Annotated in this window: 18 protein-coding genes; 16 read left to right on the top strand and 2 right to left on the bottom strand. The window is 30.1% G+C overall.

Annotation, left to right across the window (positions count from 1 at the left end; translation table 11 throughout):
• The first annotated feature begins 4 nt into the window (after positions 1-4).
• Genes L8X30_RS04110 through pckA form a run of 4 tightly spaced genes read left to right on the top strand, consistent with a single transcriptional unit; the run spans position 5 to position 6114 of the window.
• Positions 5-1342, top strand: coding sequence for a sodium-dependent transporter (locus L8X30_RS04110; protein WP_263679155.1), 1338 nt, complete (start codon positions 5-7; stop codon positions 1340-1342).
• A gap of 9 nt (positions 1343-1351) precedes the next feature.
• Entirely contained in the window at positions 1352-2686 is a 1335-nt protein-coding gene (locus L8X30_RS04115) for a sodium-dependent transporter (RefSeq protein WP_263679157.1), read from the top strand.
• 58 nt (positions 2687-2744) lie between these two features.
• On the top strand, positions 2745-4529 hold the full coding sequence (locus L8X30_RS04120) for a biotin/lipoyl-containing protein (RefSeq protein WP_263679158.1): 1785 nt from the start codon (positions 2745-2747) through the stop codon (positions 4527-4529).
• A gap of 10 nt (positions 4530-4539) precedes the next feature.
• Positions 4540-6114 (top strand): phosphoenolpyruvate carboxykinase (ATP), encoded by a 1575-nt coding sequence (gene pckA, locus L8X30_RS04125; protein WP_263679159.1) that lies wholly within the window; start codon positions 4540-4542, stop codon positions 6112-6114.
• A 17-nt stretch (positions 6115-6131) separates the two neighbouring features.
• On the opposite strand, the gene L8X30_RS04130 is transcribed toward pckA, so the two are convergent.
• The gene (locus L8X30_RS04130; protein ID WP_240379776.1) at positions 6132-6497 is read right to left on the bottom strand and encodes a histidine triad nucleotide-binding protein; all 366 of its coding nucleotides are present in this window, start codon (positions 6495-6497) and stop codon (positions 6132-6134) included.
• Positions 6498-6581: 84 nt separating this feature from the next.
• Here L8X30_RS04130 and pheS point away from each other — a divergent pair, with 84 nt between their 5' ends.
• Genes pheS through efp form a run of 8 tightly spaced genes read left to right on the top strand, consistent with a single transcriptional unit; the run spans position 6582 to position 16426 of the window.
• Positions 6582-7574, top strand: a complete 993-nt coding sequence (pheS, locus tag L8X30_RS04135; protein WP_220555325.1) for a phenylalanine--tRNA ligase subunit alpha — start codon at positions 6582-6584, stop codon at positions 7572-7574.
• Positions 7571-9901 (top strand): phenylalanine--tRNA ligase subunit beta, encoded by a 2331-nt coding sequence (gene pheT, locus L8X30_RS04140; protein WP_263679163.1) that lies wholly within the window; start codon positions 7571-7573, stop codon positions 9899-9901. Before pheS ends, pheT begins: the two co-directional genes overlap by 4 nt.
• Complete coding sequence (aroA, locus tag L8X30_RS04145) at positions 9898-11184, top strand: 3-phosphoshikimate 1-carboxyvinyltransferase (protein ID WP_263679165.1); 1287 nt, start codon at positions 9898-9900, stop codon at positions 11182-11184. The genes pheT and aroA overlap by 4 nt, the downstream gene beginning before the upstream one ends.
• On the top strand, positions 11174-12010 hold the full coding sequence (locus L8X30_RS04150; RefSeq protein ID WP_039668700.1) for a 4-hydroxy-3-methylbut-2-enyl diphosphate reductase: 837 nt from the start codon (positions 11174-11176) through the stop codon (positions 12008-12010). Before aroA ends, L8X30_RS04150 begins: the two co-directional genes overlap by 11 nt.
• Positions 12011-12065: 55 nt before the next feature.
• Entirely contained in the window at positions 12066-13733 is a 1668-nt protein-coding gene (locus L8X30_RS04155; RefSeq protein ID WP_263679166.1) for a 30S ribosomal protein S1, read from the top strand.
• Between the two features lie 6 nt (positions 13734-13739).
• Positions 13740-14219, top strand: coding sequence for a hypothetical protein (locus tag L8X30_RS04160; protein ID WP_220555329.1), 480 nt, complete (start codon positions 13740-13742; stop codon positions 14217-14219).
• Entirely contained in the window at positions 14216-15796 is a 1581-nt protein-coding gene (serA, locus tag L8X30_RS04165) for a phosphoglycerate dehydrogenase (protein WP_263679168.1), read from the top strand. Before L8X30_RS04160 ends, serA begins: the two co-directional genes overlap by 4 nt.
• Before the next feature lie 60 nt (positions 15797-15856).
• Complete coding sequence (gene efp, locus L8X30_RS04170) at positions 15857-16426, top strand: elongation factor P (RefSeq protein ID WP_039618934.1); 570 nt, start codon at positions 15857-15859, stop codon at positions 16424-16426.
• A gap of 17 nt (positions 16427-16443) precedes the next feature.
• Here efp and uvrB read toward each other — a convergent pair whose 3' ends face one another.
• Positions 16444-18417: an excinuclease ABC subunit UvrB gene (uvrB, locus tag L8X30_RS04175; RefSeq protein ID WP_263679170.1), complete on the bottom strand. Its 1974-nt coding sequence runs from the start codon at positions 18415-18417 to the stop codon at positions 16444-16446.
• Positions 18418-18571: 154 nt separating this feature from the next.
• On the opposite strand from uvrB, the gene L8X30_RS04180 reads away from it, so the two are divergent.
• Genes L8X30_RS04180 through L8X30_RS04195 form a run of 4 tightly spaced genes read left to right on the top strand, consistent with a single transcriptional unit; the run spans position 18572 to position 21343 of the window.
• Positions 18572-18805 carry a hypothetical protein gene (locus L8X30_RS04180; RefSeq protein WP_012661890.1) on the top strand — a complete coding sequence of 78 codons (234 nt, stop codon included), beginning with the start codon at positions 18572-18574 and terminating at the stop codon, positions 18803-18805.
• On the top strand, positions 18792-19031 hold the full coding sequence (locus L8X30_RS04185; protein ID WP_012661889.1) for a hypothetical protein: 240 nt from the start codon (positions 18792-18794) through the stop codon (positions 19029-19031). Before L8X30_RS04180 ends, L8X30_RS04185 begins: the two co-directional genes overlap by 14 nt.
• Positions 19032-19502, top strand: coding sequence for a type II secretion system protein (locus L8X30_RS04190; RefSeq protein ID WP_263679172.1), 471 nt, complete (start codon positions 19032-19034; stop codon positions 19500-19502).
• Complete coding sequence (locus L8X30_RS04195) at positions 19499-21343, top strand: primosomal protein N' (protein WP_263679173.1); 1845 nt, start codon at positions 19499-19501, stop codon at positions 21341-21343. Before L8X30_RS04190 ends, L8X30_RS04195 begins: the two co-directional genes overlap by 4 nt.
• Positions 21344-21397 lie beyond the last annotated feature (54 nt).

A 21397-nucleotide genomic window follows, 5' to 3' on the forward strand; every position in this document is an offset into this window, starting at 1 on the left:
AAAGATGAATGAAAAATTTTCTAAAATAGGTTTTGTATTAGCAGTGGCAGGTTCAGCCGTTGGGCTTGGAAATGCTTGGAAATTTCCAACTCTGGTAGGTAACAATGGCGGTTCAGCTTTTGTAGTGGTGTATTTACTTTTAACCTTGGGTGTGGCTTTTGTGATATTTTTAGCAGAACTTAGCATAGGAAAACTTAGCGAAAAAGATCCTGTAAATGCTTATCATACTTTAGCACCAAAAAATAAAAAGGCATGGTCACTAGCGGGATTTTTTATGCTTGGTGCTATTATTTTAGTGTCTTTTTATAGTGTTGTGATAGGTTGGATAGCAAAATATGCTTATTTTGGGTTTTTTGAACTACCTAAAGATACAAATGAAGCAGGCGCTATTTTTGGAAATTTACTTTCTAATGATGTTTTATCTCAATTTATATGTTTTACTTTTGTATTTATAGTTATTTTTTATGTAGTATCAAAAGGTGTTAAAAGTGGTATAGAAAAACTCAATGTTTGGATGATGCCAAGCTTATTTATACTACTTATTTTAATGCTCGGGTATTCTTTTAGCATGGATGGTTTTTCTAAAGCAAGTGAGTTTTTGTTTGTACCTGATTTTTCAAAATTAAGTGTTAATTCTATATTAGATGCACTAGGGCTTGCATTTTTTAGTATGTCTTTGGGTGTTTGTGTGATTTTAACTTACGCAGCAAGCTTGCCCGATAAAACAAATTTTATAAGTAGTGCTTTAAATATTATCATCATTAATACTATCATTGGCTTAATGATGGGGCTTATTGTATTTACTTTTATATTTGAATTTGGGGCTGATCCTACCCAACAAGGTCCAGGGCTTATATTTATATCATTAACAACACTTTTTGCAAAATTAGGATTTTTAGGAAATGTTTTAGCCATAGCCTTTTTTATCGCATTGTTTTTTGCAGGAATTACTTCAGCTATTTCCATGATAGAACCTTTTACTTTTTATCTTATAAATCGTTATCAAATTTCAAGAAAGAAAGCTTTGGTTTTTGTAGGTGTGATTGTTTATTTTCTTGGAAGTTTATCTATACTTTCTTTTTATCATGTAAGCGCACCAAGTTTAAATTTCTTTGGAAAAAGTTTTTTTGATATTTTAGACTTTTTCATACAAAATTTATTAATGCCAATTTCTGCTTTAATTACAGCATTTTTTGTAGGTTTTGTGCTTAAAAAAGAAGCTTTGCAAATTTTATTTCAACCATTTATGCGTGGGGTATATTTTGAAATTTGGTATATCTTTTTAAGATATATTTCTCCATTAGCAGTGATTTTAATCATGGCCAGACAGCTTTTTTTCTAAGGCATTAAAATGAATGATAAATTTTCTAAAATAGGCTTTGTATTAGCCGTTGCAGGTGGGGCTATAGGGCTTGGAAATGCTTGGAAATTTCCAACCTTAGTAGGGCAAAATGGTGGTTTTGCTTTTGTGCTTTTGTATTTGCTTTTGACTATTAGTGTGGGATTTTGTGTATTTTTGGCTGAAATTGCTATGGGAAGATTAAGTCAAAGTGATCCTGTGAATGCTTATAAAAGCTTGGCAACTAAATATGCTCAAAAATGGAAATTTGCTGGATTTTTTATGCTTGGTGGAATTTTTGTATTATCTTTTTATCTTGTTATTATGGGTTGGGTTTTAAAATACATGATAACTTCGATTTATTATTTGCCTAGCAATACCCAAGAGGCAGGAGCTTTGTTTGGAAATTTAATACAAAATAGTATTTTAGAAAGTAGTTTGTATTTTTTAATTGCTTTTTTTCTTACCTTGTTTGTTGTCTCAAGAGGAGTTAAAAGTGGTATAGAAAAACTTAATGTTTGGATCATGCCAAGTTTATTTATCATGCTTGTTTTAATGCTAGCGTATTGTTTTTTTCAAGATGGTTTTAAAGAAGCTTTTGTTTATTTGTTTTATCCTGATTTTACTAAACTTAATCTAAATTCGGTTTTAACAGCTTTAGGCCTTGCTTTTTTTACCTTATGTTTAGGTATAGGTTGTATTACTACTTACGCAGCTTCATTAAAAGATGATACAAATTTAATCACAAGTTCAGCCATAATTGTGCTTTTAAATATCAGTATAGGCTTAATGATGGGGCTTATTGTATTTACTTTTATATTTAAATTTAATGCCAATCCCGCAGAAGGTGCTGGACTTGTATTTATATCTTTAACGACTTTATTTTCCAACTTAGGTGCTATCTTTGGGCATTTTTTAGCCTTTTATTTTTTCTTGGCTTTGTTTTTTGCAGGGATTACTTCAGCAGTTTCTATGATAGAACCTTTTACTTTTTATCTTGTGAATGAATATAAAATTTCAAGAAAAAAGGCTTTGGTTTTTATAGGTTTTGTGGTTTTTCTTTTAGGGATGAGTTGTATTTTATCTTTTAGTGCTAGTTATGGGGCTAGTTTTAGTTTTTTTGGTTTAAGTTTTTTTGATATTTTGGATAAATTAACTTCTAATTTTATGCTCCCACTTGGAGCTATTGCTAGTGCTATTTTTGTAGGATTTTTTGTAGATAAAATGAAAATGTATAATTTGTTTTCTAAATTTATGAGTAAAAGTATTTTTGAAATATGGTATTTTTTACTCAGATTTGTTGCGCCTGTTGCGATTATTATCATTATGTTAAACCAAATTTTATAAATTTATTTTTTAAGAAAGTAAGGTTATAATTGCAAAGATGCAAAAATAAGGAAAAATTATGGCTAAAAAATTAATTGATGTGATGGATACCACATTTAGAGATGGTTTTCAATCTGTTTATGGTGCTAGAGTTTTGATGAATGACTTTTTTCCTGCCTTAGAAGCAGCTAAAGAAGCAGATATTAAGCATTTTGAATTTGGCGGTGGAGCTAGGTTTCAAAGCTTATTTTTTTATTTAAATGAAAATGCCTTTGAAATGATGGATAAATTTAGAGCTATCGTTGGAAAAGAAGCAAATTTGCAAACCCTTGCAAGAGGGGTTAATACTGTAGCACTTGATACAGGTAGTAGAGAAATTATTGATTTACATGCAAAAATGTTTGCAAAACATGGCACAACCACCATAAGAAATTTTGATGCATTAAATGATGTAAATAATTTGAAATTTAGTGGAGAATGTATAGTTAAGCATGGTTTAAAACATGAAATTACTATTACTTTAATGGATTTGCCTCCAAAATGTAAAGGTGCGCATGATGTACCTTTTTATGAAAGAATTTTAAAAGAAATCCTACAAGCGCAAATTCCTTTTGATAGCGTTTGCTTTAAAGATGCAAGCGGGACTTCTAACCCAAATAAAATTTATGAAGTTGTTAAAATGGCTAGAAAAAACTTGCCTGAAAATATGCATATAAGGTTACATACGCATGAAACTGCAGGGGTGAGTATAGCATGCTATTTAGCGGCTTTAGAAGCAGGTGTTGATGGTATAGATTTGGCTGCTGCTCCTGTTAGTGGTGGTACAAGCCAACCTGATATTTTAACTATGCTTCATGCTTTAAAGGGAAGCAATTTTGATCTTGGTTTGGATGAAGAAAAAATTTTAAAATACGAAGAAGTATTAAAAGATTGTTTAAAAGATTATTTTCTACCACCTGAAGCAACAGCGGTAAATCCTTTAATACCTTTTTCACCTATGCCAGGTGGAGCATTAACTGCTAATACACAAATGATGAGAGATAATAATATTTTAGATAAATTTCCTCAAGTTATAAAAGCCATGCAAGAAGTGGTAGAAAAAGGTGGCTATGGTACTTCGGTTACTCCTGTATCGCAATTTTATTTTCAACAAGCTTTTAATAATGTAATGTTTGGACCTTGGAAAAAAATAGCAGATGGGTATGGTAAGATGGTTTTAGGATATTTTGGAAAAACTCCCGTTGTTCCAGATCCTGAAGTAATTAAACTTGCAAGCGAGCAATTAAAATTAGAACCAACTATAAAATTAGCTACAGATATCGCTGATGCAGATGAGAGTAAAAGTATAGCTTATATTAAAAACTTATTGGAAAAGGAAAATTTAGAAACAAGTGAAGAAAATATTTTTATCGTTGCAGCTTGTAAAGAAAAAGGTATAGTTTTCTTAAAAGGTGAAGCTAAGGTTAATGTTAGAAAAAATAGCAAATTAAAACCAAGTCTTATCAATGAAAATCAATTTACCGTTTCAGTTAATGGTAATAAATATCATGTGGAAGTAAGTGCAGGTTTTGATAGAGATGTTAATGTTAAAAGTGCTGTCAAAGTAAATTCAGACAAAACAGAAGTGAAAAAGACACAAGTAGATGATAGTGCTAATGCCATCGTTGCGAGTATGAATGCAAATGTATTTAAAATTTTAGTAAAAGAAAATGACAGTGTTAAAGCAGGTCAAGTTGTAGCTGTGCTTGAAGCTATGAAAATGGAGATTGAAGTTAGTGCAAGTAAAGATGGAAAAATTGCAGAACTTTTAGTAAATGCTGGTGAGAGTGTAAGTGAAGGCCAGGTTTTAATGACTTATAAATAAGGAGGCAAAAATGATAGGTTTAGAAAATTTAGGTTTAGAAAATATCGGGCAAGTTTTTCATAATCTTAGTTATGATGAGCTTTTAAAACATGAAAGAAATAACAATGAAGGTGTATGTACTAAAAATGGCACTTTTAGTGTGGATACGGGAATTTTTACCGGAAGAAGTCCTAAGGATAAATATTTTGTAAAACAAGATCCTTCACAAAAATATATTGCTTGGGGTAAGATTAACCAACCTATTAGCGAGGAATTATTTGAAAAACTTTTAGCAAAAGCTAAAAAGCAGCTTAGTAATAGTGATATTTATATCCAAGATGCATATTGTGGTGCTTCGTTAAAAAGTCGCAAAGCTGTGCGTTTTGTAACACAAATTGCTTGGCAAGCGCATTTTGTAAAAAATATGTTTATTCGTCCAAAAGAAGAAGAGCTTGGTGAGTTTAAACCCGATTTTGTGGTGTATAATGCTTGCAAATGTGTGAATGAAGACTATGAAAAAGATGGTTTAAATTCAGAAGTTTTTGTCATTTTTAACATAGAAAAAAATATAGCAGTAATTGGTGGGACTTGGTATGGCGGAGAGATGAAAAAAGGAATTTTTTCTATGATGAATTATTGGCTTCCGCTAGAAAATAAACTTCCTATGCATTGTAGTGCTAATGTTGGAGAAAAAGGTGATGTGGCGCTTTTCTTTGGACTTAGCGGTACAGGTAAAACTACTCTTTCAACCGATCCAAAAAGAAAATTAATAGGTGATGATGAGCATGGCTGGGATGATGAGGGTGTGTTTAATTTTGAAGGAGGTTGTTATGCAAAATGTATTAACCTTGACCCACAAAGTGAGCCAGAAATTTATGGAGCTATAAAGCAAAATGCACTTTTAGAAAATGTAGTTTTAAAAGATGATTTAAGCGTTGATTTTAATGATGGTTCTAAAACTGAAAATACTAGAGTTTCTTATCCGATAGAACATATTTTAAATCACGAGCCAAGTCTTAGTGCAGGTCATCCTAGTAATATTATTTTCCTTTCAGCAGATGCTTTTGGTGTTTTACCTCCGGTTAGTAAACTTAGTAAAGAACAAGCAATGTATTATTTTCTAAGTGGTTATACTGCAAAAGTAGCAGGAACTGAAAGAGGTATTACTGAGCCTGTTGCGACTTTTTCAGCTTGTTTTGGAGAAGTGTTTTTGCCATTACACCCAACTGTTTATGCAAAACTTTTGGGCGAAAAAATCAGCAAGCATAATGTGAATGTTTATCTAGTAAATACCGGTTGGAGCGGTGGAGCTTATGGTGTAGGCAAAAGAATGAGCATTAAAGCTACTAGAGCTTGCATTAATGCGATTTTAGATGGTAGTATACAAAATTGTGAGTTTGAAAATTATGATTTATTTAATCTTGCAGTTCCAAAAGAATTAGCAGGTGTAGAAAGCAAGCTATTAAATCCTATTAATACTTGGGAAGATAAAAAAGCTTATGAGGAAACCAAATTAAAGCTTGCAAAAATGTTTATAGAAAATTTTAAACGCTATGAAGATGTAAAAGAAGGAGCAGAATTTAAATTAGCTGGTCCTGCTATCTAAAAAGAGTTAAGCTCTTTTTAGAATAGTGATTCAGGATTGATTTGGGTTTCTTTATTTTTTGGAAGCTCAAATCCACCTAACATATGAAAATGTAAATGAAAGACTTCTTGCCCGCTATTTTTTCCACAATTTGTGATTAATCTATACCCACTTTTATCAAGCCCTAAAAGAATAGCTAGTTCTTGAATAAATTGTGTCATTTCACTCATTAATTCAGGTCTTAATTCTTGAAAGTTTTCAAAATGTTCTTTTGGAATGATTAAAATATGAATAGGTGCTTTAGGATTAATATCATGAAAGGCTAAAAATTTTTCACTTTCTAAAACTTTATTAGCAGGGATTTTTCCTTCTATGATTAGTTCAAATACGGTTTTTTCTCTCATTTAGTAGTCCTTTTTTTGTTATTTTTGCTAATTTTAAATAATTTTACATTAGAATGTTTAAAAAAAATTTAGTTGGAGCTAAAATTGCAAGATATGATAGAAAAAATTGCTTCTGCAAGTACTTTAGCAGAACTTGAAAATATAAAAGTAAGTGTTTTAGGAAAAAAAGGTATTTTGACTTTGGAATTTGCAAAGTTAAAAGATTTGCAAGGTGAAGAAAAAAAAGAATTTGCTAATGGTTTAAATAAAGCAAGAGATGAATTTAATGAAGCTTATCAAGTAAAATTAAAAGAATTGGAAGAAAAAGCTTTAAATGAAAAAATGAAACAAGATGTGCAAGATTTTAGTTTTTTTGATGAAACTTCAAATGCAGGTGCTTTGCACCCAATCATGCAAACTATGGATAAAATCATAGAATATTTTACAGCTTTAAATTTCAGCATAGAAAAAGGGCCTTTGATTGAGGATGATTTTCATAATTTTGAAGCATTAAATTTACCACAAAATCATCCTGCAAGAGATATGCAAGATACTTTTTATTTTGAAGATAAAACCTTGCTTAGATCTCAAACTTCTCCAGTTCAAATTAGAACTATGCTATCTCAAAAACCACCTATTAGAATGATAGCACCAGGTGCAGTTTTTAGAAGAGACTTTGATATTACCCATACACCTATGTTCCATCAAGTGGAAGGACTTGTGGTAGAAGAGGGTGATAAGGTAAATTTTGCAAATTTAAAAGATATGCTAGAACATTTTTTAAAACATATGTTTGGTGATGTAAAAGTGCGTTTTAGACCTAGCTTTTTTCCTTTTACAGAGCCATCTGCTGAAGTAGATATTTCTTGTGTATTTTGTAAAGGTTGTGGATGTAGGGTTTGTAAGCAAACAGGATGGCTTGAAGTTTTAGGATGCGGTGTTGTTGATCCTAATGTTTATAAATTTGTTGGTTATAAAAATGTAAGTGGCTATGCTTTTGGTTTGGGTGTGGAGCGTTTTGCTATGCTTTTACATAAAATTCCTGATTTGCGTTCTATGTTTGAAGGTGATTTAAGATTATTGGAGCAATTTAGATGATTATTAGTAGAAATTGGTTAAATGAATGGATTGATTTAAGTGAAATATCAACGCAAACTATAGTAAATACTTTAAATTCTATAGGATTAGAAGTTGATAGTTTCAAAAGTGTCAAAGCTCCCCAAAAAGTTGTAATAGGCAAGGTTTTAGAAAAAGTTAAACATGAAAATTCAGATAAATTGAATATTTGCAAAGTAGATGTTGGGAATGAAATTTTACAAATTGTTTGTGGGGCAAAAAATGTTGATAAAGATCAATTTGTAGCCGTATCTTTAGTGGGTGCAGTGCTTCCAAATGGACTTGAGATAAAACCTGCCAAACTTAGAGGGGTTGAATCTATGGGTATGATTTGCTCTTCTAGTGAGCTTGGTTTTGGAAAAAGCAATGAAGGCATTATGGTTTTAGATGAAAGCATGGGAGAATTAGTTCTAGGAAAAGCTTTAAATGATTATGAACTTTTTAATGATGAATTAATTGAAATTGAACTTACTCCAAATCGCGGAGATTGTTTGAGCTTATATGGTGTTGCTAGAGATTTAAGCGCAGCACTTGATTTAAATTTAAAAGAATTAAATCCTTTAAAAGAAAGTGAAAATAGCGTAGGTATAGGAAGAATATTAAGTGTTAAAAATCAAAGCGATGTTGAAGGCTTTTTTGCTTATAAAGCATTAGAGATTAAAGAAGAATTTAAGCTAAATATTACGATACAAATTCGCCTTGCTTTGATAGAAGCATATAAAAATAATAATATAGAAAATCTTTTAACATATGCAACTCATGCGAGTGGAGTGATTTTTTGTGCTTATGATTTTCATAAACTTTGTCAAGATTGTCAAATCGATGAAAAGATTGTTTTAGAAATTAAAACTCAAGAACATGGAGAATATGGAGTTTATTATAAAGATGAGTTGATTGCCTTAGCGGGTATAGAGCAAGAAGATAAATTTAAAATCAATGATGAGAGCAAAATCATCATTATAGAAGCAAGTTATACTCGTCCTCAAACTATAGCAAATGCAATAGCCTTTTATAAAAAGAAAAATGACACTATATATCGTTCTTTAAGAGGTAGTGAGCCTAAGCTTTCTTTGGGAATGGAGTATTTATTTAATGAGTGCTTGAAAATTAGCACGATGAGTGTTTTTTCTGGAAGTCAACAAGTTTTTAAAGAAAATGAAGCAAATATTATTGGTATTTTTGGTGTAGAGATTGATAAAATCATTGGTATGCCTATAGATAAAAATAATTTAGTAAAAATTCTTAAAAAACTAGGCTTTGAAATAAGTGTGGTAAATGATGAGCAATTTAATATCAAAATCCCACTTCATCGCAGTGATATAGCAAATATAGCTGATATTAGTGAAGAAATAGTAAGAATTATTGGCATTGATAATATCCCATCAAAAGCTTTAGAATTTAAAGAAAAAAATCGCCTAAATCAAGTATATTTTGATTATCAAGAGCTTAAAAATTTAAGATTAAAAGCAAGTAGTAATGGATATTTTGAAAGTGTGCATTATGTTTTAGATAATGAAGAAGAATTAAGTCAATTAGGATTTAAATGCATTAAAAATAAGCTTATTAATCCTATCACCAATGAACTTAATACTTTAAGAAGCACTTTGATAAATCACCTTTTAAATGCAGCAAGCTTTAATCTAAGAAATTCAAAAAAGAAAATCAAACTTTTTGAATGTGGTAGTGTTTTTGATGAGTTTTCAAATGAGCATGCTAAATTTGCGATGATCTTTAGTGGCTACAAAGAAGAAGCTAAAATCACAAATAAGGCCAAGCCTATTTTGGTAGATTTTTATACTTTTTTAGCAGAATTAAAGAGCATTATAGGTGAGTTTAGTTTGCAAAAATCAGAATATGCATTTTTAAGTCCATATGAGCAAGCAAATGTATATAAAAATGGCAAGCGTATAGGTTTTGTAGGTAGAGTGCATTTAAGTATAGAAAATAAAAGAGATCTGGTTAAAACTTATATTTGTGAGCTTGATTTAGAAGGCTTAAAACAAGACTTTAAAACCGCTAAAGCTTATTCTAAATTTCCATCTATGAGCAGGGACTTAAGTATAGTTATACCTAAGGGTTTTGAATATGAAAAAATCAAACACACTATTGCTAAATTAGATATTGAAAGATTAGAAAGTTTTAGAGTAGTAGATTTATATACAGATGAGAATTTAGGCGATTTTTATAGCTTGACTATTAATTTAGTATTTAGAGATTTTGAAAAAACCTTAGAAGATAATATTATTCTTGGATATATTGATAAAATCATCAAAGCTTTAGATGATGAACATGGTTTAAAACTTCGATGAAAATCAGTCCTATTGATTCTTTTACAGCAGAGCTTGAATATATAGCTTCTGATAAGTCTATATCTCATCGCTTTGCTATCTTTTCTTTGCTTACCCAAGGAACTTGTAAGATTAAAAATTATTTAAAAGCCCAAGATACTTTACATACTTTAGCAATCATTCAAGCTTTGGGAGCTGAGGTTGAAGAAAATGATGAATTAATTTGTATTAAAGCTCCAAAATATATAAAATCTCCAAATTGTGTTTTAGATTGTGGCAATTCAGGTACAGCTATGAGACTTTTAATAGGTCTTTTAAGCGCTATTGAAGATGAATTTTTTGTACTTAGCGGGGATTGTTATTTAAATGCTAGGCCGATGAGACGTGTAAGTGAGCCTTTGATGAGTTTAGGAGCTAAAATTTATGGAAGAGCTAATGCAAATTTAGCGCCTATTTGTATACAAGGGGCTAAGTTAGATGGTTTTGATTTTAGTAGTAATATTGCTTCAGCTCAGGTAAAATCAGCTTTAATCTTAGCAGCTTTATTTGCCAAAAAAGAAAGTTATTTTAAAGAAATTGAGCTTTCAAGAGATCATAGTGAGATTATACTTAATAAAATGGGGGCTTGCATTGAGTATTTAAATGAGGATAAAACTTTTATCAAAATCAATCCTTTAAAAGAAAAATTAAAAGCATTTGAAGTATGTGTACCAAATGATCCATCATCAGCCTTTTACTTTGCCTTAGCTGCTTGTATTTTACCTCATTCAAAAGTAGTTTTAAAAAATGTTTTGTTAAATAAAACACGTATTGAAGCCTTTAAAATTTTAGAAAAAATGGGTGCAAAGATCACCTATAATATTACCAATGAAGATTTTGAAAGTATTGGAGAAATTTGTGTTGAAAGTGCGTCTTTAAAGGCAGTAAGTGTGAGTGAAAATATCGCATGGCTGATTGATGAAATTCCAGCTTTGGCCATAGCTTTTGCTTGTGCAAAAGGAAAAAGCATTATAAAAAATGCTAAAGAATTACGCGTAAAAGAAAGTGATAGAATCAAATCAATTGTATTAAATTTGCAAAAATGTGGCATAAAAGTAAAAGAATTAGAAGATGGTTTTGAAGTAGAAGGTGGCGAAGTTAAAAGTGCTAAAATAGAAAGCTTTGGAGATCATAGAATTGCGATGAGTTTTTTAATTTTAGGTTTAAGATGTGGAATGGAAGTAGATGATAGTGAATGCATTAAAACTTCTTTCCCAAATTTTATTGAGATTTTGAAGCAAATAGGAGCTAAAATTGGAGATTGAACTAGCAAAAAGCTATGGATTTTGTTTTGGGGTAAAAAGAGCTATTAAAAAGGCTGAACAGATTAAAGATGCAGCTACCATAGGCCCTTTAATCCATAATAATGAAGAAATCACAAGACTTTGGAAAAATTATAATGTTAAAACATTAAATGATATTAATGAATTAAGCACAGAAAAAAAAGCTATCATCAGAACCCATGGTATTACAAAGCAAGATTTAGAAAAATTAAAGCAAAAAGATATAGAAATTTTTGATGCAACTTGTCCTTTTGTAACTAAACCTCAAAAAATTTGTGAGCAAATGAGCAATGAAGGTTATGAAGTTGTGATTTTTGGAGATGAAAATCATCCTGAAGTAAAAGGGGTTAGAAGTTATGTAAGCACTAAGGCATATGTAGTGCTTGATGAAAAAGAATTGTTTGATATTAAATTGCCTTCTAAAATTGCAGTGGTATCACAAACTACAAAAAAGATAGAAAAATTTATGGAAATTGTAAATTATTTAATGCTTAGGGTTAAGGAAGTACGCGTTTTTAATACCATATGTGATGCAACTTTTAAAAACCAAGAAGCAATCAATGAGCTTGCAAAAAAAAGTGATGTAATGATAATAGTTGGAGGAAAAAATTCAGCTAATACTAAGCAACTTTTTTTAATAGCAAAAAATTACTGCGAGGATAGCTACTTAATCGAAAATGAAAAAGAAATTCAAAAAGAATGGTTTAGCGGAAAAGAAAAATGCGGTATTAGCGCAGGTGCTTCTACACCCGATTGGGTGATTGATTTGGTTTTGGAAAAAATCAAAGAATACACCAAAATTAACTAAGTTTAAAGAAAACAATACTATAATCAAGAATTAAAATTTAAAACAAAGGACCACGATGAGCGAGGTGAACAAAAAAGTTCAAAACAGACTAGAGGATATTATTATAGAAGAAGATTTTGAGCAAATGCTCGAGGAATCTTTCAAGTCTGATGAGGAGGCAACTACACAGGGTATAATTGTCGCGATTAAAGGCGATGAAGTATTTGTAAATGTAGGGCAAAAATCAGAAGGTATTTTGGCAATAGAAGAAATTCAAAACGACAAAGGCGAATTTATCTTCAAAGAAGGCGATACATTAGAAGTTGCTATAGTGGGTTCTCGCGGTGGCAGATCTTTACTTTCTCATAAAAAAGCTTTAAGAAAGCAAAAAGTTAAAGAATTTATTGATAATTATAAAGATGATGAAAGTATGTTTGATGTAAAAATCATTGGCAAAAATAGAGGTGGTTTTGTAGCTGTGGATGAAAATGGAGTAGAATTTTTCTTGCCAAAATCACAAAGTAGCTTTAAAGATTCAAATAACATCATCAATAAAACTTTCAAAGTTAAAATCATCAAAATAGATAAAGAAGCTCAAAGTATAGTAGTTTCTAGAAAAAAAATAGTAGATGAAGAAAGAAAAAAACGCAAAGAGATTATCTCAAATGTGTTAAATCAAGAAGAAATCATAGAAGGTATTGTTAAAAAAATCACTACCTATGGTATGTTTGTTGATGTAGGCGGTGTTGATGGTTTGGTTCACTATAGTGAAATTTCTTATAAAGGACCGGTAAATCCTAGTTCATTATATAATGAGGGTGATAAGGTTCCTGTAAAAGTGATTAAATATGATAAAGATAAAAAACATCTTTCTTTATCTATCAAACTTGCTATGCCTGATCCTTGGGATGAAATTAAAGATGGTTTAGAGGTTGGTGACACTATTAAGGTTACGGTTTCAAATATAGAGCCATATGGTGCTTTTGTTGATTTGGGAAATGATATAGAAGGATTTTTACATATAAGTGAAATTTCTTGGGATAAAAATGCTAAAAATCCAAAAGATTATATTAGCGAAGGCCAAGAGCTTGATGTGGAAGTAATTGAGATTAATACTAAAGAAAGAAGACTTAGAGTTTCTTTAAAAAATTTATTAGCAAAACCTTTTGATGAGTTTTTAAAATCACATAAGGTAGGTGATGTGGTAAAAGGTAGTGTTACTTCTGTAACTAATTTTGGTGCCTTTGTAAAAATTGCAAACTTAGAAGGTTTGCTGCATAATGAAGATGCTTCATGGAATAGAAACGATAAATGCAAAGATATGTATAAAGTTGGTGATGTTATAGAAGTTAAAATCATCAAGCTTGACAAAGAAAATCAAAAAATTTCTTTAAGTACTAAAGAATTGCAAAAAAGTCCTGTGCAGGTTTATGCACAAAAACACCAAGTAAATGATATTATCTCAGGAAAAATTAGAGATATTAAGGATTTTGGAGTTTTTGTAGAGCTTGAAGAGGGTGTTGATGCGCTAATTCACAAAGAAGATTTGGGTAATATTGATTTTTCAAGTTTAAAAGTAGGCGATACAATAGAAGCTTTAATTGTTTTCATTGATGAAAAGAAAAATAGAATTCGTTTAAGCGTAAAAAGTCTTGCAAGAATGAAAGAAAGAGAAGCGTTAAACGAAATCAATGATAATGATAAAGTAACTTTAGGTGATATTATCAAAGATCAACTTTCATAATAACAAATGAAAAAATATACCCTTTATGGTATTTTAGGCTTTTTAAGCCTAGTTTTGATTGTTGCTTTTGTTTTTATGGTGAGATATGTAAGTGTTGGAAATTTGCCTATCTCACAAAATGTTAAATATTCTTTTGATGAGATAAAAAAAGAATTACCACAAACTTGGCAAGATAAACTTTCAAATCTTAAAGTTAATGATTTTTCTCCAGCAGCGAATGAATTTTATATGAGTTTTAATATGGATGATTCTGTAGTAAAACCAAAACAAAAATTTTATATGCTCGATGTAAACAAAAACGATGTTTATTCTATGTTTTGTTTAAAGCAAACTTTGCATTCTTTTTTTATCAAATACACTTTAACACAAAGCAAAGATGAAGTGGCAATTTATTTAGATACAAATAATGAAAAAGTTTTAAACGCACTGATCGACAAATTAAAAATTTACAACATAAATGCAAAATTAAAGGAGGTTTGGTTATGAAAAAAATTATTGTATGTGATGCAATATTAGACAAAGGTGTGGAGCTTTTAAGAAAAGCTGATGATGTAGAACTTATTGAAGCAGCGCATTTACCTAAAGATGAGCTTTTAACAAAATTAAGTGATGTAGATGTGGCTATTACTAGAAGTTCAACAGATGTGGATTTGAAATTTATCAATGCATGTTCTAATTTAAAAGCCTTAGTTAGAGCAGGCGTTGGAGTTGATAATGTTGATATAGATGAATGCTCTAAAAAAGGCATTATAGTTATGAATGTGCCAACGGCTAATACCATAGCAGCAGTTGAACTTACTATGAATCATCTATTATGCTCTGCAAGATCTTTTGTAAATGCTCATAATTTTTTAAAAATACAAAGAAGATGGGAAAGAGAAAAATGGTATGGTATTGAACTTATGAACAAAACTTTAGGGGTTATAGGTTTTGGTAATATAGGTTCAAGAGTAGCTGTACGCGCAAAAGCTTTTGGTATGAAAGTTATAGCTTATGATCCTTATGTGGTAGCTTCTAAAATGACTGATTTGGGTATTGAGTGCGTGAATTCTTTAGATACAATTTTAACTCAAAGTGATTTTATTACTATACATACACCAAAAACAAAAGAAACAACAGATATGATTTCTTTTGAAGAAATTTCTAAAATGAAAGATGGCGTAAGATTGATAAATTGTGCTAGAGGTGGTCTTTATAATGAAGATGCTTTGTGTGAAGGATTAAAAAGTGGTAAAATAGCTTGGCTTGGTATCGATGTGTTTAATAAAGAACCTGCAACTAATCATCCATTTTTAGATTTTGAAAATGTTTCTGTTACTTCTCATCTTGGTGCAAATACCTTAGAAAGTCAAGAAAATATAGCTATCCAAGCATGTGAGCAAGCTTTAAATGCCGCAAGAGGAATTTCTTATCCTAATGCTTTAAATTTACCAATTAAAACTGAAGATTTGCCAAGTTTTGTAGCACCTTATATTGAGCTTATTTCTAAAATGGGCTTTTTGGCTGCTCAGCTTGATAAAACTCCTATTAAAGCTATTAAACTTGAAAGTGAAGGACAAATTAGTGAGTATAATGAGTCTTTGCTAACTTTTGCAACAGTGAGTGTTTTAAGAGGAATTTTAGGTGAAAATATTAATTATATTAATGCACATTTTGTAGCTAAAGACAAGGGTGTGGAACTTTCTTCTTGTATTTTACCAAGTAGTGGTTATAGTAACAAAATCACCATAAAGGTAATTACAGATAATTCTAACCTTTCTATTTCAGGAACTATTTTTGGTGAAAACGAACAAAGGATAGTAGAGTTAAATGGTTTTGATGTAGATTTTAAACCAAAAGGGAAAATGATAATTTTAAATAACAATGATATACCAGGAGTTATTGCTAATGTTAGCGGAATTTTAGCTAAAAATAATGTCAATATAGCTGATTTTAGACTTGGTAGAAATGGTTTTGGAAAAGCTTTAGCTGTGATTTTGCTTGATGCAAAAATTTCAAAAGCTTTACTTGAGGAATTAAGGGCAGTTGATGCTTGTATTTTTGCAGAATATGCAGAAATTTAAGGCTTTTTATAAGCCTTAATTGTTACAATTATTTTTTAATTTTAAAATTAAGGAAAATATATGGCTTCTTATGGAATGGGAGATTTAAAAAAAGGTTTAAAAATAGAAATTGATGGTATTCCTTTTAAAATCGTAGAATATCAACATGTAAAACCAGGAAAAGGTCCTGCTTTTGTTCGTATTAAAATTAAATCTTTTATCGATGGTAAGGTTTTGGAAAAAACTTTCCATGCAGGAGATAAATGCGAATCTCCAAATTTAGAAGAAAAGCAAATGCAATATCTATATGATGATGGTGAAAATTGTCAATTTATGGATACTCAAACTTATGAGCAAGTTGCAATTAGCGATGAAGATGTGGGTGAAGCTAAAAAATGGATGCTTGATGGAACTATGGTGGATGTTTTATTCCATAATGGAAAAGCAATAGGTGTGGAGGTGCCTCAAGTAATGGAGCTTAAAATTATCGAAACAGCACCAAATTTTAAAGGTGATACTCAAGGTTCAAACAAAAAGCCAGCTACTTTAGAAACAGGTGCAGTAGTGCAAATTCCTTTCCATGTATTAGAAGGGGAAGTAATTCGCGTTGATACTGTGCGTGGAGAATATATAGAAAGAGCAAATAAATAATCCCTTTATTTAAGGGATTATAAAGTTCTTAATTTATTAATCTCATCTCTAAGCATTGCCGCTTTTTCAAATTCAAGATTTTTAGCTGCTTCTAACATTTGTTTTCTTAATTCTTTTACTATTTTAGCGCGTTCTTTTGCAGGCATTTTTTCAAGTTCTTTGCCTTTACGATAAATTTCTCCTTGCTCAAGTTCATGTTTTAAACTTTCTTCTATATTTCTTTTTACTGAGGTTGGTGTGATGTTGTGTTTTTTATTATAAGCTTCTTGTAAAGCCCTTCTTTCATTAGTAGTATCTATAGCTTCTTGCATAGATTTTGTGATTTTTTTGGCAAAAAGTAAAACTTTTCCATTGACATTTCTAGCAGCACGCCCCATCGTTTGAATGAGTGCAGTGGTACTTCTTAAAAAGCCTTCTTTATCTGCATCCATAATGGCTATAAGAGAAACTTCAGGCAAGTCAAGTCCTTCTCTTAAAAGATTAATTCCGATTAAAATATCAAAAGCACCACTTCTTAAACCACGGATGATTTCATTACGCTCTATTGCATCAATTTCTGAGTGCATGTATTTTACTTTTAAGCCAAGTTCTAAGTAGTATTTACTAAGCTCTTCAGCCATTTTTTTAGTTAAAACGGTTATTAAAACTCTTTCATTGCGTTCTATAACTTTTTTAGCTTCATCGTATAAAATTTCTACTTGATTTTCACTATCTTTGATTTCTATTTTAGGATCTAAAAGCCCTGTTGGACGCATGATTTGATAAAAAATATTTTCTTTGCTTAATTCTAACTCTAAAGGTGCAGGTGTAGCTGAAACAAATAAAAATTTACAATTTTTATTAATAAATTCATCAAACATCAAAGGTCTATTATCTAAGGCGCTTGGCAAACGAAAACCATAATCAACCAAAGTTTGTTTTCTACTTCTATCCCCTGCAAACATCCCGCGAAATTGTGGTAAAGATACATGAGATTCATCTACAATGACTAAAAAGTCTTGGTTTTTAATAGCAAAATAATCAAAAAGTGTATAAGGTGTATCACCACTTTTAAGCCCTGTTAAATGCAAAGCATAATTTTCAACTCCTTTACACATTCCAGTGCTTTGAAGCATTTCAAGGTCAAATTCTACTCTTTGTTTTAACCTTTGTGCTTCTACGAGTTTATTTTCATTTTCAAAATAAGCAAGGCGTTTATTTAATTCAGCTTTTATACCTTTTATAGCCTCTTTAAGCCTAACTTCACCTACGCTAAATTGACTGGTTGGGTAAAGTATGAATTTTTTTAAATCTTTACCTTTTTTATTTTCTAAGACATTATAATGATACATCACCTCAAGCTCATCGCCAAAAAACTCAAGCCTAATAGCTTCATCTTCATAATAAGCTGGATATATATCTACTATATCTCCATTTACTCTAAAATCAGCTCTATCAAAGAAATTATCATTGCGTTTATAACCCATGTCTACAAGTTTTTTTAAAAGTTCTTTTTGTGAAATTTGCATATTTAGTTCTAAAATTAAAACCATACCTACATACTCACTTGGATTTCCCAAACCATAATTTGCCGAAACACTAGCTATGCAAATAACATCATCATAACTTAAAAGCGAAGCGCTTGCGCTCAATCTTAATCTTTCTAAATCTTCATTAGTGGAACTATCTTTTTCTATAAAAACATCCGTTCTTGGTATATAAGCTTCTGGTTGATAATAATCATAATAGCTTATAAAATACTCCACATGATTATTTGCAAAAAAACCTTTAAATTCGCTATAAAGTTGCGCACATAAGCTTTTATTGTGACTCATGATAAGAGTAGGCATGTTTAAGTTTTTAATGATATTTGCCATAGTGAAAGTTTTTCCACTGCCTGTAACACCTAGCAAGGTTTGGTATTTATTGCCCGCTTTAATGCTTTTTACTATACCATCAATGGCTTGTTTTTGATCAGGACTTGGCTTAAAATCACTAGTAAGTTCAAACATAAATTTTCCTAACTTGTATTTTTGCTAATTTTACACAAAATTTTTTGTAAAAATTTAAATTTTAAAACAAAAAGCTATGCAAAATTAAATTTTTTTTTGTTACAATTATGTGTTTAAAATACTCTAAATATAAAATCAATAAAGGCAAGAAAATATGTATGATGAAAGAATAATCAACACAATGACAGATAAAGTAAATGAGCTTTTGGCTAAATATAATGAAGTATGTGAAATCAATGAAAATTTAAGAAATGAATTAGTAAGTGTAAAAGCACAAAATGAAGCTAAAAACAATCAAATCGCACGTTTAGAAGAAGAGCTTAAAAATAAAAATATTGAAAGCGAAGATGTGATCAAAAAAATAGAGGCAGTTCTTGGCAAACAATAACCAAAGAAAAGTTACAATTAATGTCTATGCAAAAGACTTTGTTGTAACATGCAGTAATGAATTTGCAAATCATCTTGAAGATGAAATTGCTTTAATTTCTGGAGGTACAGGCAAGATAGAGCTTGCAAATTTCATTAATGCTTTTGTAAAACTTAGCTACGAAAACTATATCTTAAAAAAAGAACTCAATAAACTTATCAATACTATCGATGAAGAAATAAAATAAATGCAAACAAAAAAAGCTTTTACATTGATAGAGCTTGTTTTTTGTATGATGATTATTGCTATTCTTAGCGTAATTGCTTATCCGTATTTTTCTTTTGGAAAAAACGATGCTAAACTCATTCAAGTAAAAAGTGAGGTAGAACTTATCAATGCTTCTTTGTCTTTACTTAGAAATCAGTTTTTATTTAAAGAAAGTAAGGATTTTCCAGCAATTTTAGATGAAGCTTTAATAAATAGTGAAAATCAAAAATTATTTGTATGTTCTAATTCTCAAAATTATAAAAATACGAAACAATGTACTTACAGCGTTTTAGATAAACCAATCATTTCATCTAAAAAATCGTGGATGAAAATAGCAAATACTCAATATAGATTTTTTATAAATACTAAAAATTACATAGATTTTTCTTATAATAGTGAAAAAGTTTTTTTAGAATGTGTGAGTTTAAATTGTAAGGATTATGTGTTTTGAATTTTTATCAACTTGCTATTAAAGGATATTATTTAGATACCTTAACTTATGAAAGTGAAGAAGAATTTGAAATTTTAGATGAGGTAATAGTCGATCTTGCAAGGAAAAAAAATCTCAAAGCTATAATTTTACAAAAATGTTCAAAGCCTGATTTTAAAACCCAAGCCATAAAGGAAAAAACAGGTTTTAAACTAACGCAATATCAATACGAACTTGCTCAATTTATTGCTTATTATTATGCTAGTAAAATAGCTTTTGTTTTAGGTATGTTTGAAAGCATTAAAGAGTATAAAAATGAAAAAATTCATATAGAAAAAGTACCTAGTTTAAGTAAAAACCAACAAGAGGCTTTGGAATTTATAAAAACTAAACAAACTAGTTTGCTATTTGGTGATACAGGAAGTGGTAAAACTGAAATTTATATTAGCTTGATAAAAGAATATCTAGAGCAAGGAAAGCAGGTTTTGCTTTTAATGCCAGAAATCGCTCTAACTCCACAAATGCAAAAAAGATTAAAAGTGTATTTTGGCGAGCATTTTTTCTTGTGGCATTCTAAAATTACTAAGAAAAAAAAGCAAGAATATTTGCAAAATTTAGCAAATTCAAAAGCTCTTTTAGTGGTGGGAGCTAGGTCGGCTTTGTTTTTACCTTTTAAGAATTTGGGTTTGATTATTATTGATGAAGAGCATGATAATTCTTATAAAGCTTCTAATAATCCAAAAATCAATGCAAGAGATTTGGCTTTATTTATAGCAAAAAAAATACATATAAAAGTTCTTTTGGGTTCTGCTACTCCAAGTGTTGTAAGTTTTTATAAACATCCTTGTTTTAGACTTAAAGGAACTTTCTTTGAAAGTAAAAAGCAGTTTTTATACGATCAGAGTGAGCTTAGTGTTTCATCAAAATTGCTTTTAGAATTAAAAATTAGCTTAAGAAATAAAAAGCAAGCCGTGGTATTTTTACCTACAAGGGCAAATTTTAGACAAATTTTATGCAAAGAATGTACTAATACCATTAAATGCCCTTTTTGTTCTATTGCTTTGAGTTTACATAAAAATAAAAATGCATTAAAATGTCATTATTGTAATTTCACTAAAGAAATCGATCAAACCTGCCCAACTTGCAATGGAGTTATGCTTGAAGCTAAAAAAATGGGCACAGCAGAGCTTTGTGAGCTTTTAGAAAAAGAATTAGCGGAGTTTAATCCTATCATAAAAAGATTTGATAGTGATGAGATTAGCAGTGTAAAAAAGCTTGATATGATTTTAAAAGATTTTAACCAAGAAAAAATTGATATTTTAGTAGGCACTTCCATGCTTGCTAAAGGACATGATTATCACAACGTTGATTTGAGTGTGATTTTGGGGCTTGATGAATATTTATTTAGGCCTAATTTTAAAGCCTTAGAAGAGACTTTGGCTCTTGCTATGCAAGTAGCAGGTCGTGCAGGTCGAAAGGGTGAGGGTAGGGTGCTTTTACAAACTAAAAATAGATCTTTTTTTGAAAAATATATACAAGATTACGATAGTTTTTTAAAAGATGAATTAAATGCTAGAAATGAACTTTATCCTCCATTTAAAAGACTTTTAAGGCTAATTATTGAAGATGAGGATAAAAATAAAGCTTTAAATTTGTGTGAATTTATAGCTAATAAAGTTCAAGAATTAAAACAAGTGCAATTAGTAGGCCATGGTGCTTGTGGTATTGAAATGCTAAATAAAAAATGGCGTTTTTATGTGTTATTGCGTGCTAATACCCATCAAGAACTTGTAAAATTTGAGCATTTTGCTTTAAATTTTAAAAATATTACTTGCGATATAGATCCAGTTGATTTTTCTTGAAAAATATATTTATTTATAAATAATTATTATTTTATAATAAAAACAATATTTTAT

This window comes from Campylobacter sp. CNRCH_2015_0338h, assembly GCF_025772785.1.
Taxonomy (GTDB): domain Bacteria; phylum Campylobacterota; class Campylobacteria; order Campylobacterales; family Campylobacteraceae; genus Campylobacter_D.

Excerpts from the sequence above, each read along its gene's own strand:
- L8X30_RS04110 (WP_263679155.1), top strand. The coding sequence starts at position 5 with ATGAATGAAAAATTTTCTAAAATAGGTTTTGTATTAGCAGTGGCAGGT.
- L8X30_RS04115 (WP_263679157.1), top strand. The coding sequence starts at position 1,352 with ATGAATGATAAATTTTCTAAAATAGGCTTTGTATTAGCCGTTGCAGGT.
- L8X30_RS04120 (WP_263679158.1), top strand. The coding sequence starts at position 2,745 with ATGGCTAAAAAATTAATTGATGTGATGGATACCACATTTAGAGATGGT.
- pckA (WP_263679159.1), top strand. The coding sequence starts at position 4,540 with ATGATAGGTTTAGAAAATTTAGGTTTAGAAAATATCGGGCAAGTTTTT.
- L8X30_RS04130 (WP_240379776.1), bottom strand. The coding sequence starts at position 6,497 with ATGAGAGAAAAAACCGTATTTGAACTAATCATAGAAGGAAAAATCCCT.
- pheT (WP_263679163.1), top strand. The coding sequence starts at position 7,571 with ATGATTATTAGTAGAAATTGGTTAAATGAATGGATTGATTTAAGTGAA.
- aroA (WP_263679165.1), top strand. The coding sequence starts at position 9,898 with ATGAAAATCAGTCCTATTGATTCTTTTACAGCAGAGCTTGAATATATA.
- L8X30_RS04155 (WP_263679166.1), top strand. The coding sequence starts at position 12,066 with ATGAGCGAGGTGAACAAAAAAGTTCAAAACAGACTAGAGGATATTATT.
- L8X30_RS04160 (WP_220555329.1), top strand. The coding sequence starts at position 13,740 with ATGAAAAAATATACCCTTTATGGTATTTTAGGCTTTTTAAGCCTAGTT.
- serA (WP_263679168.1), top strand. The coding sequence starts at position 14,216 with ATGAAAAAAATTATTGTATGTGATGCAATATTAGACAAAGGTGTGGAG.
- efp (WP_039618934.1), top strand. The coding sequence starts at position 15,857 with ATGGCTTCTTATGGAATGGGAGATTTAAAAAAAGGTTTAAAAATAGAA.
- uvrB (WP_263679170.1), bottom strand. The coding sequence starts at position 18,417 with ATGTTTGAACTTACTAGTGATTTTAAGCCAAGTCCTGATCAAAAACAA.
- L8X30_RS04180 (WP_012661890.1), top strand. The coding sequence starts at position 18,572 with ATGTATGATGAAAGAATAATCAACACAATGACAGATAAAGTAAATGAG.
- L8X30_RS04190 (WP_263679172.1), top strand. The coding sequence starts at position 19,032 with ATGCAAACAAAAAAAGCTTTTACATTGATAGAGCTTGTTTTTTGTATG.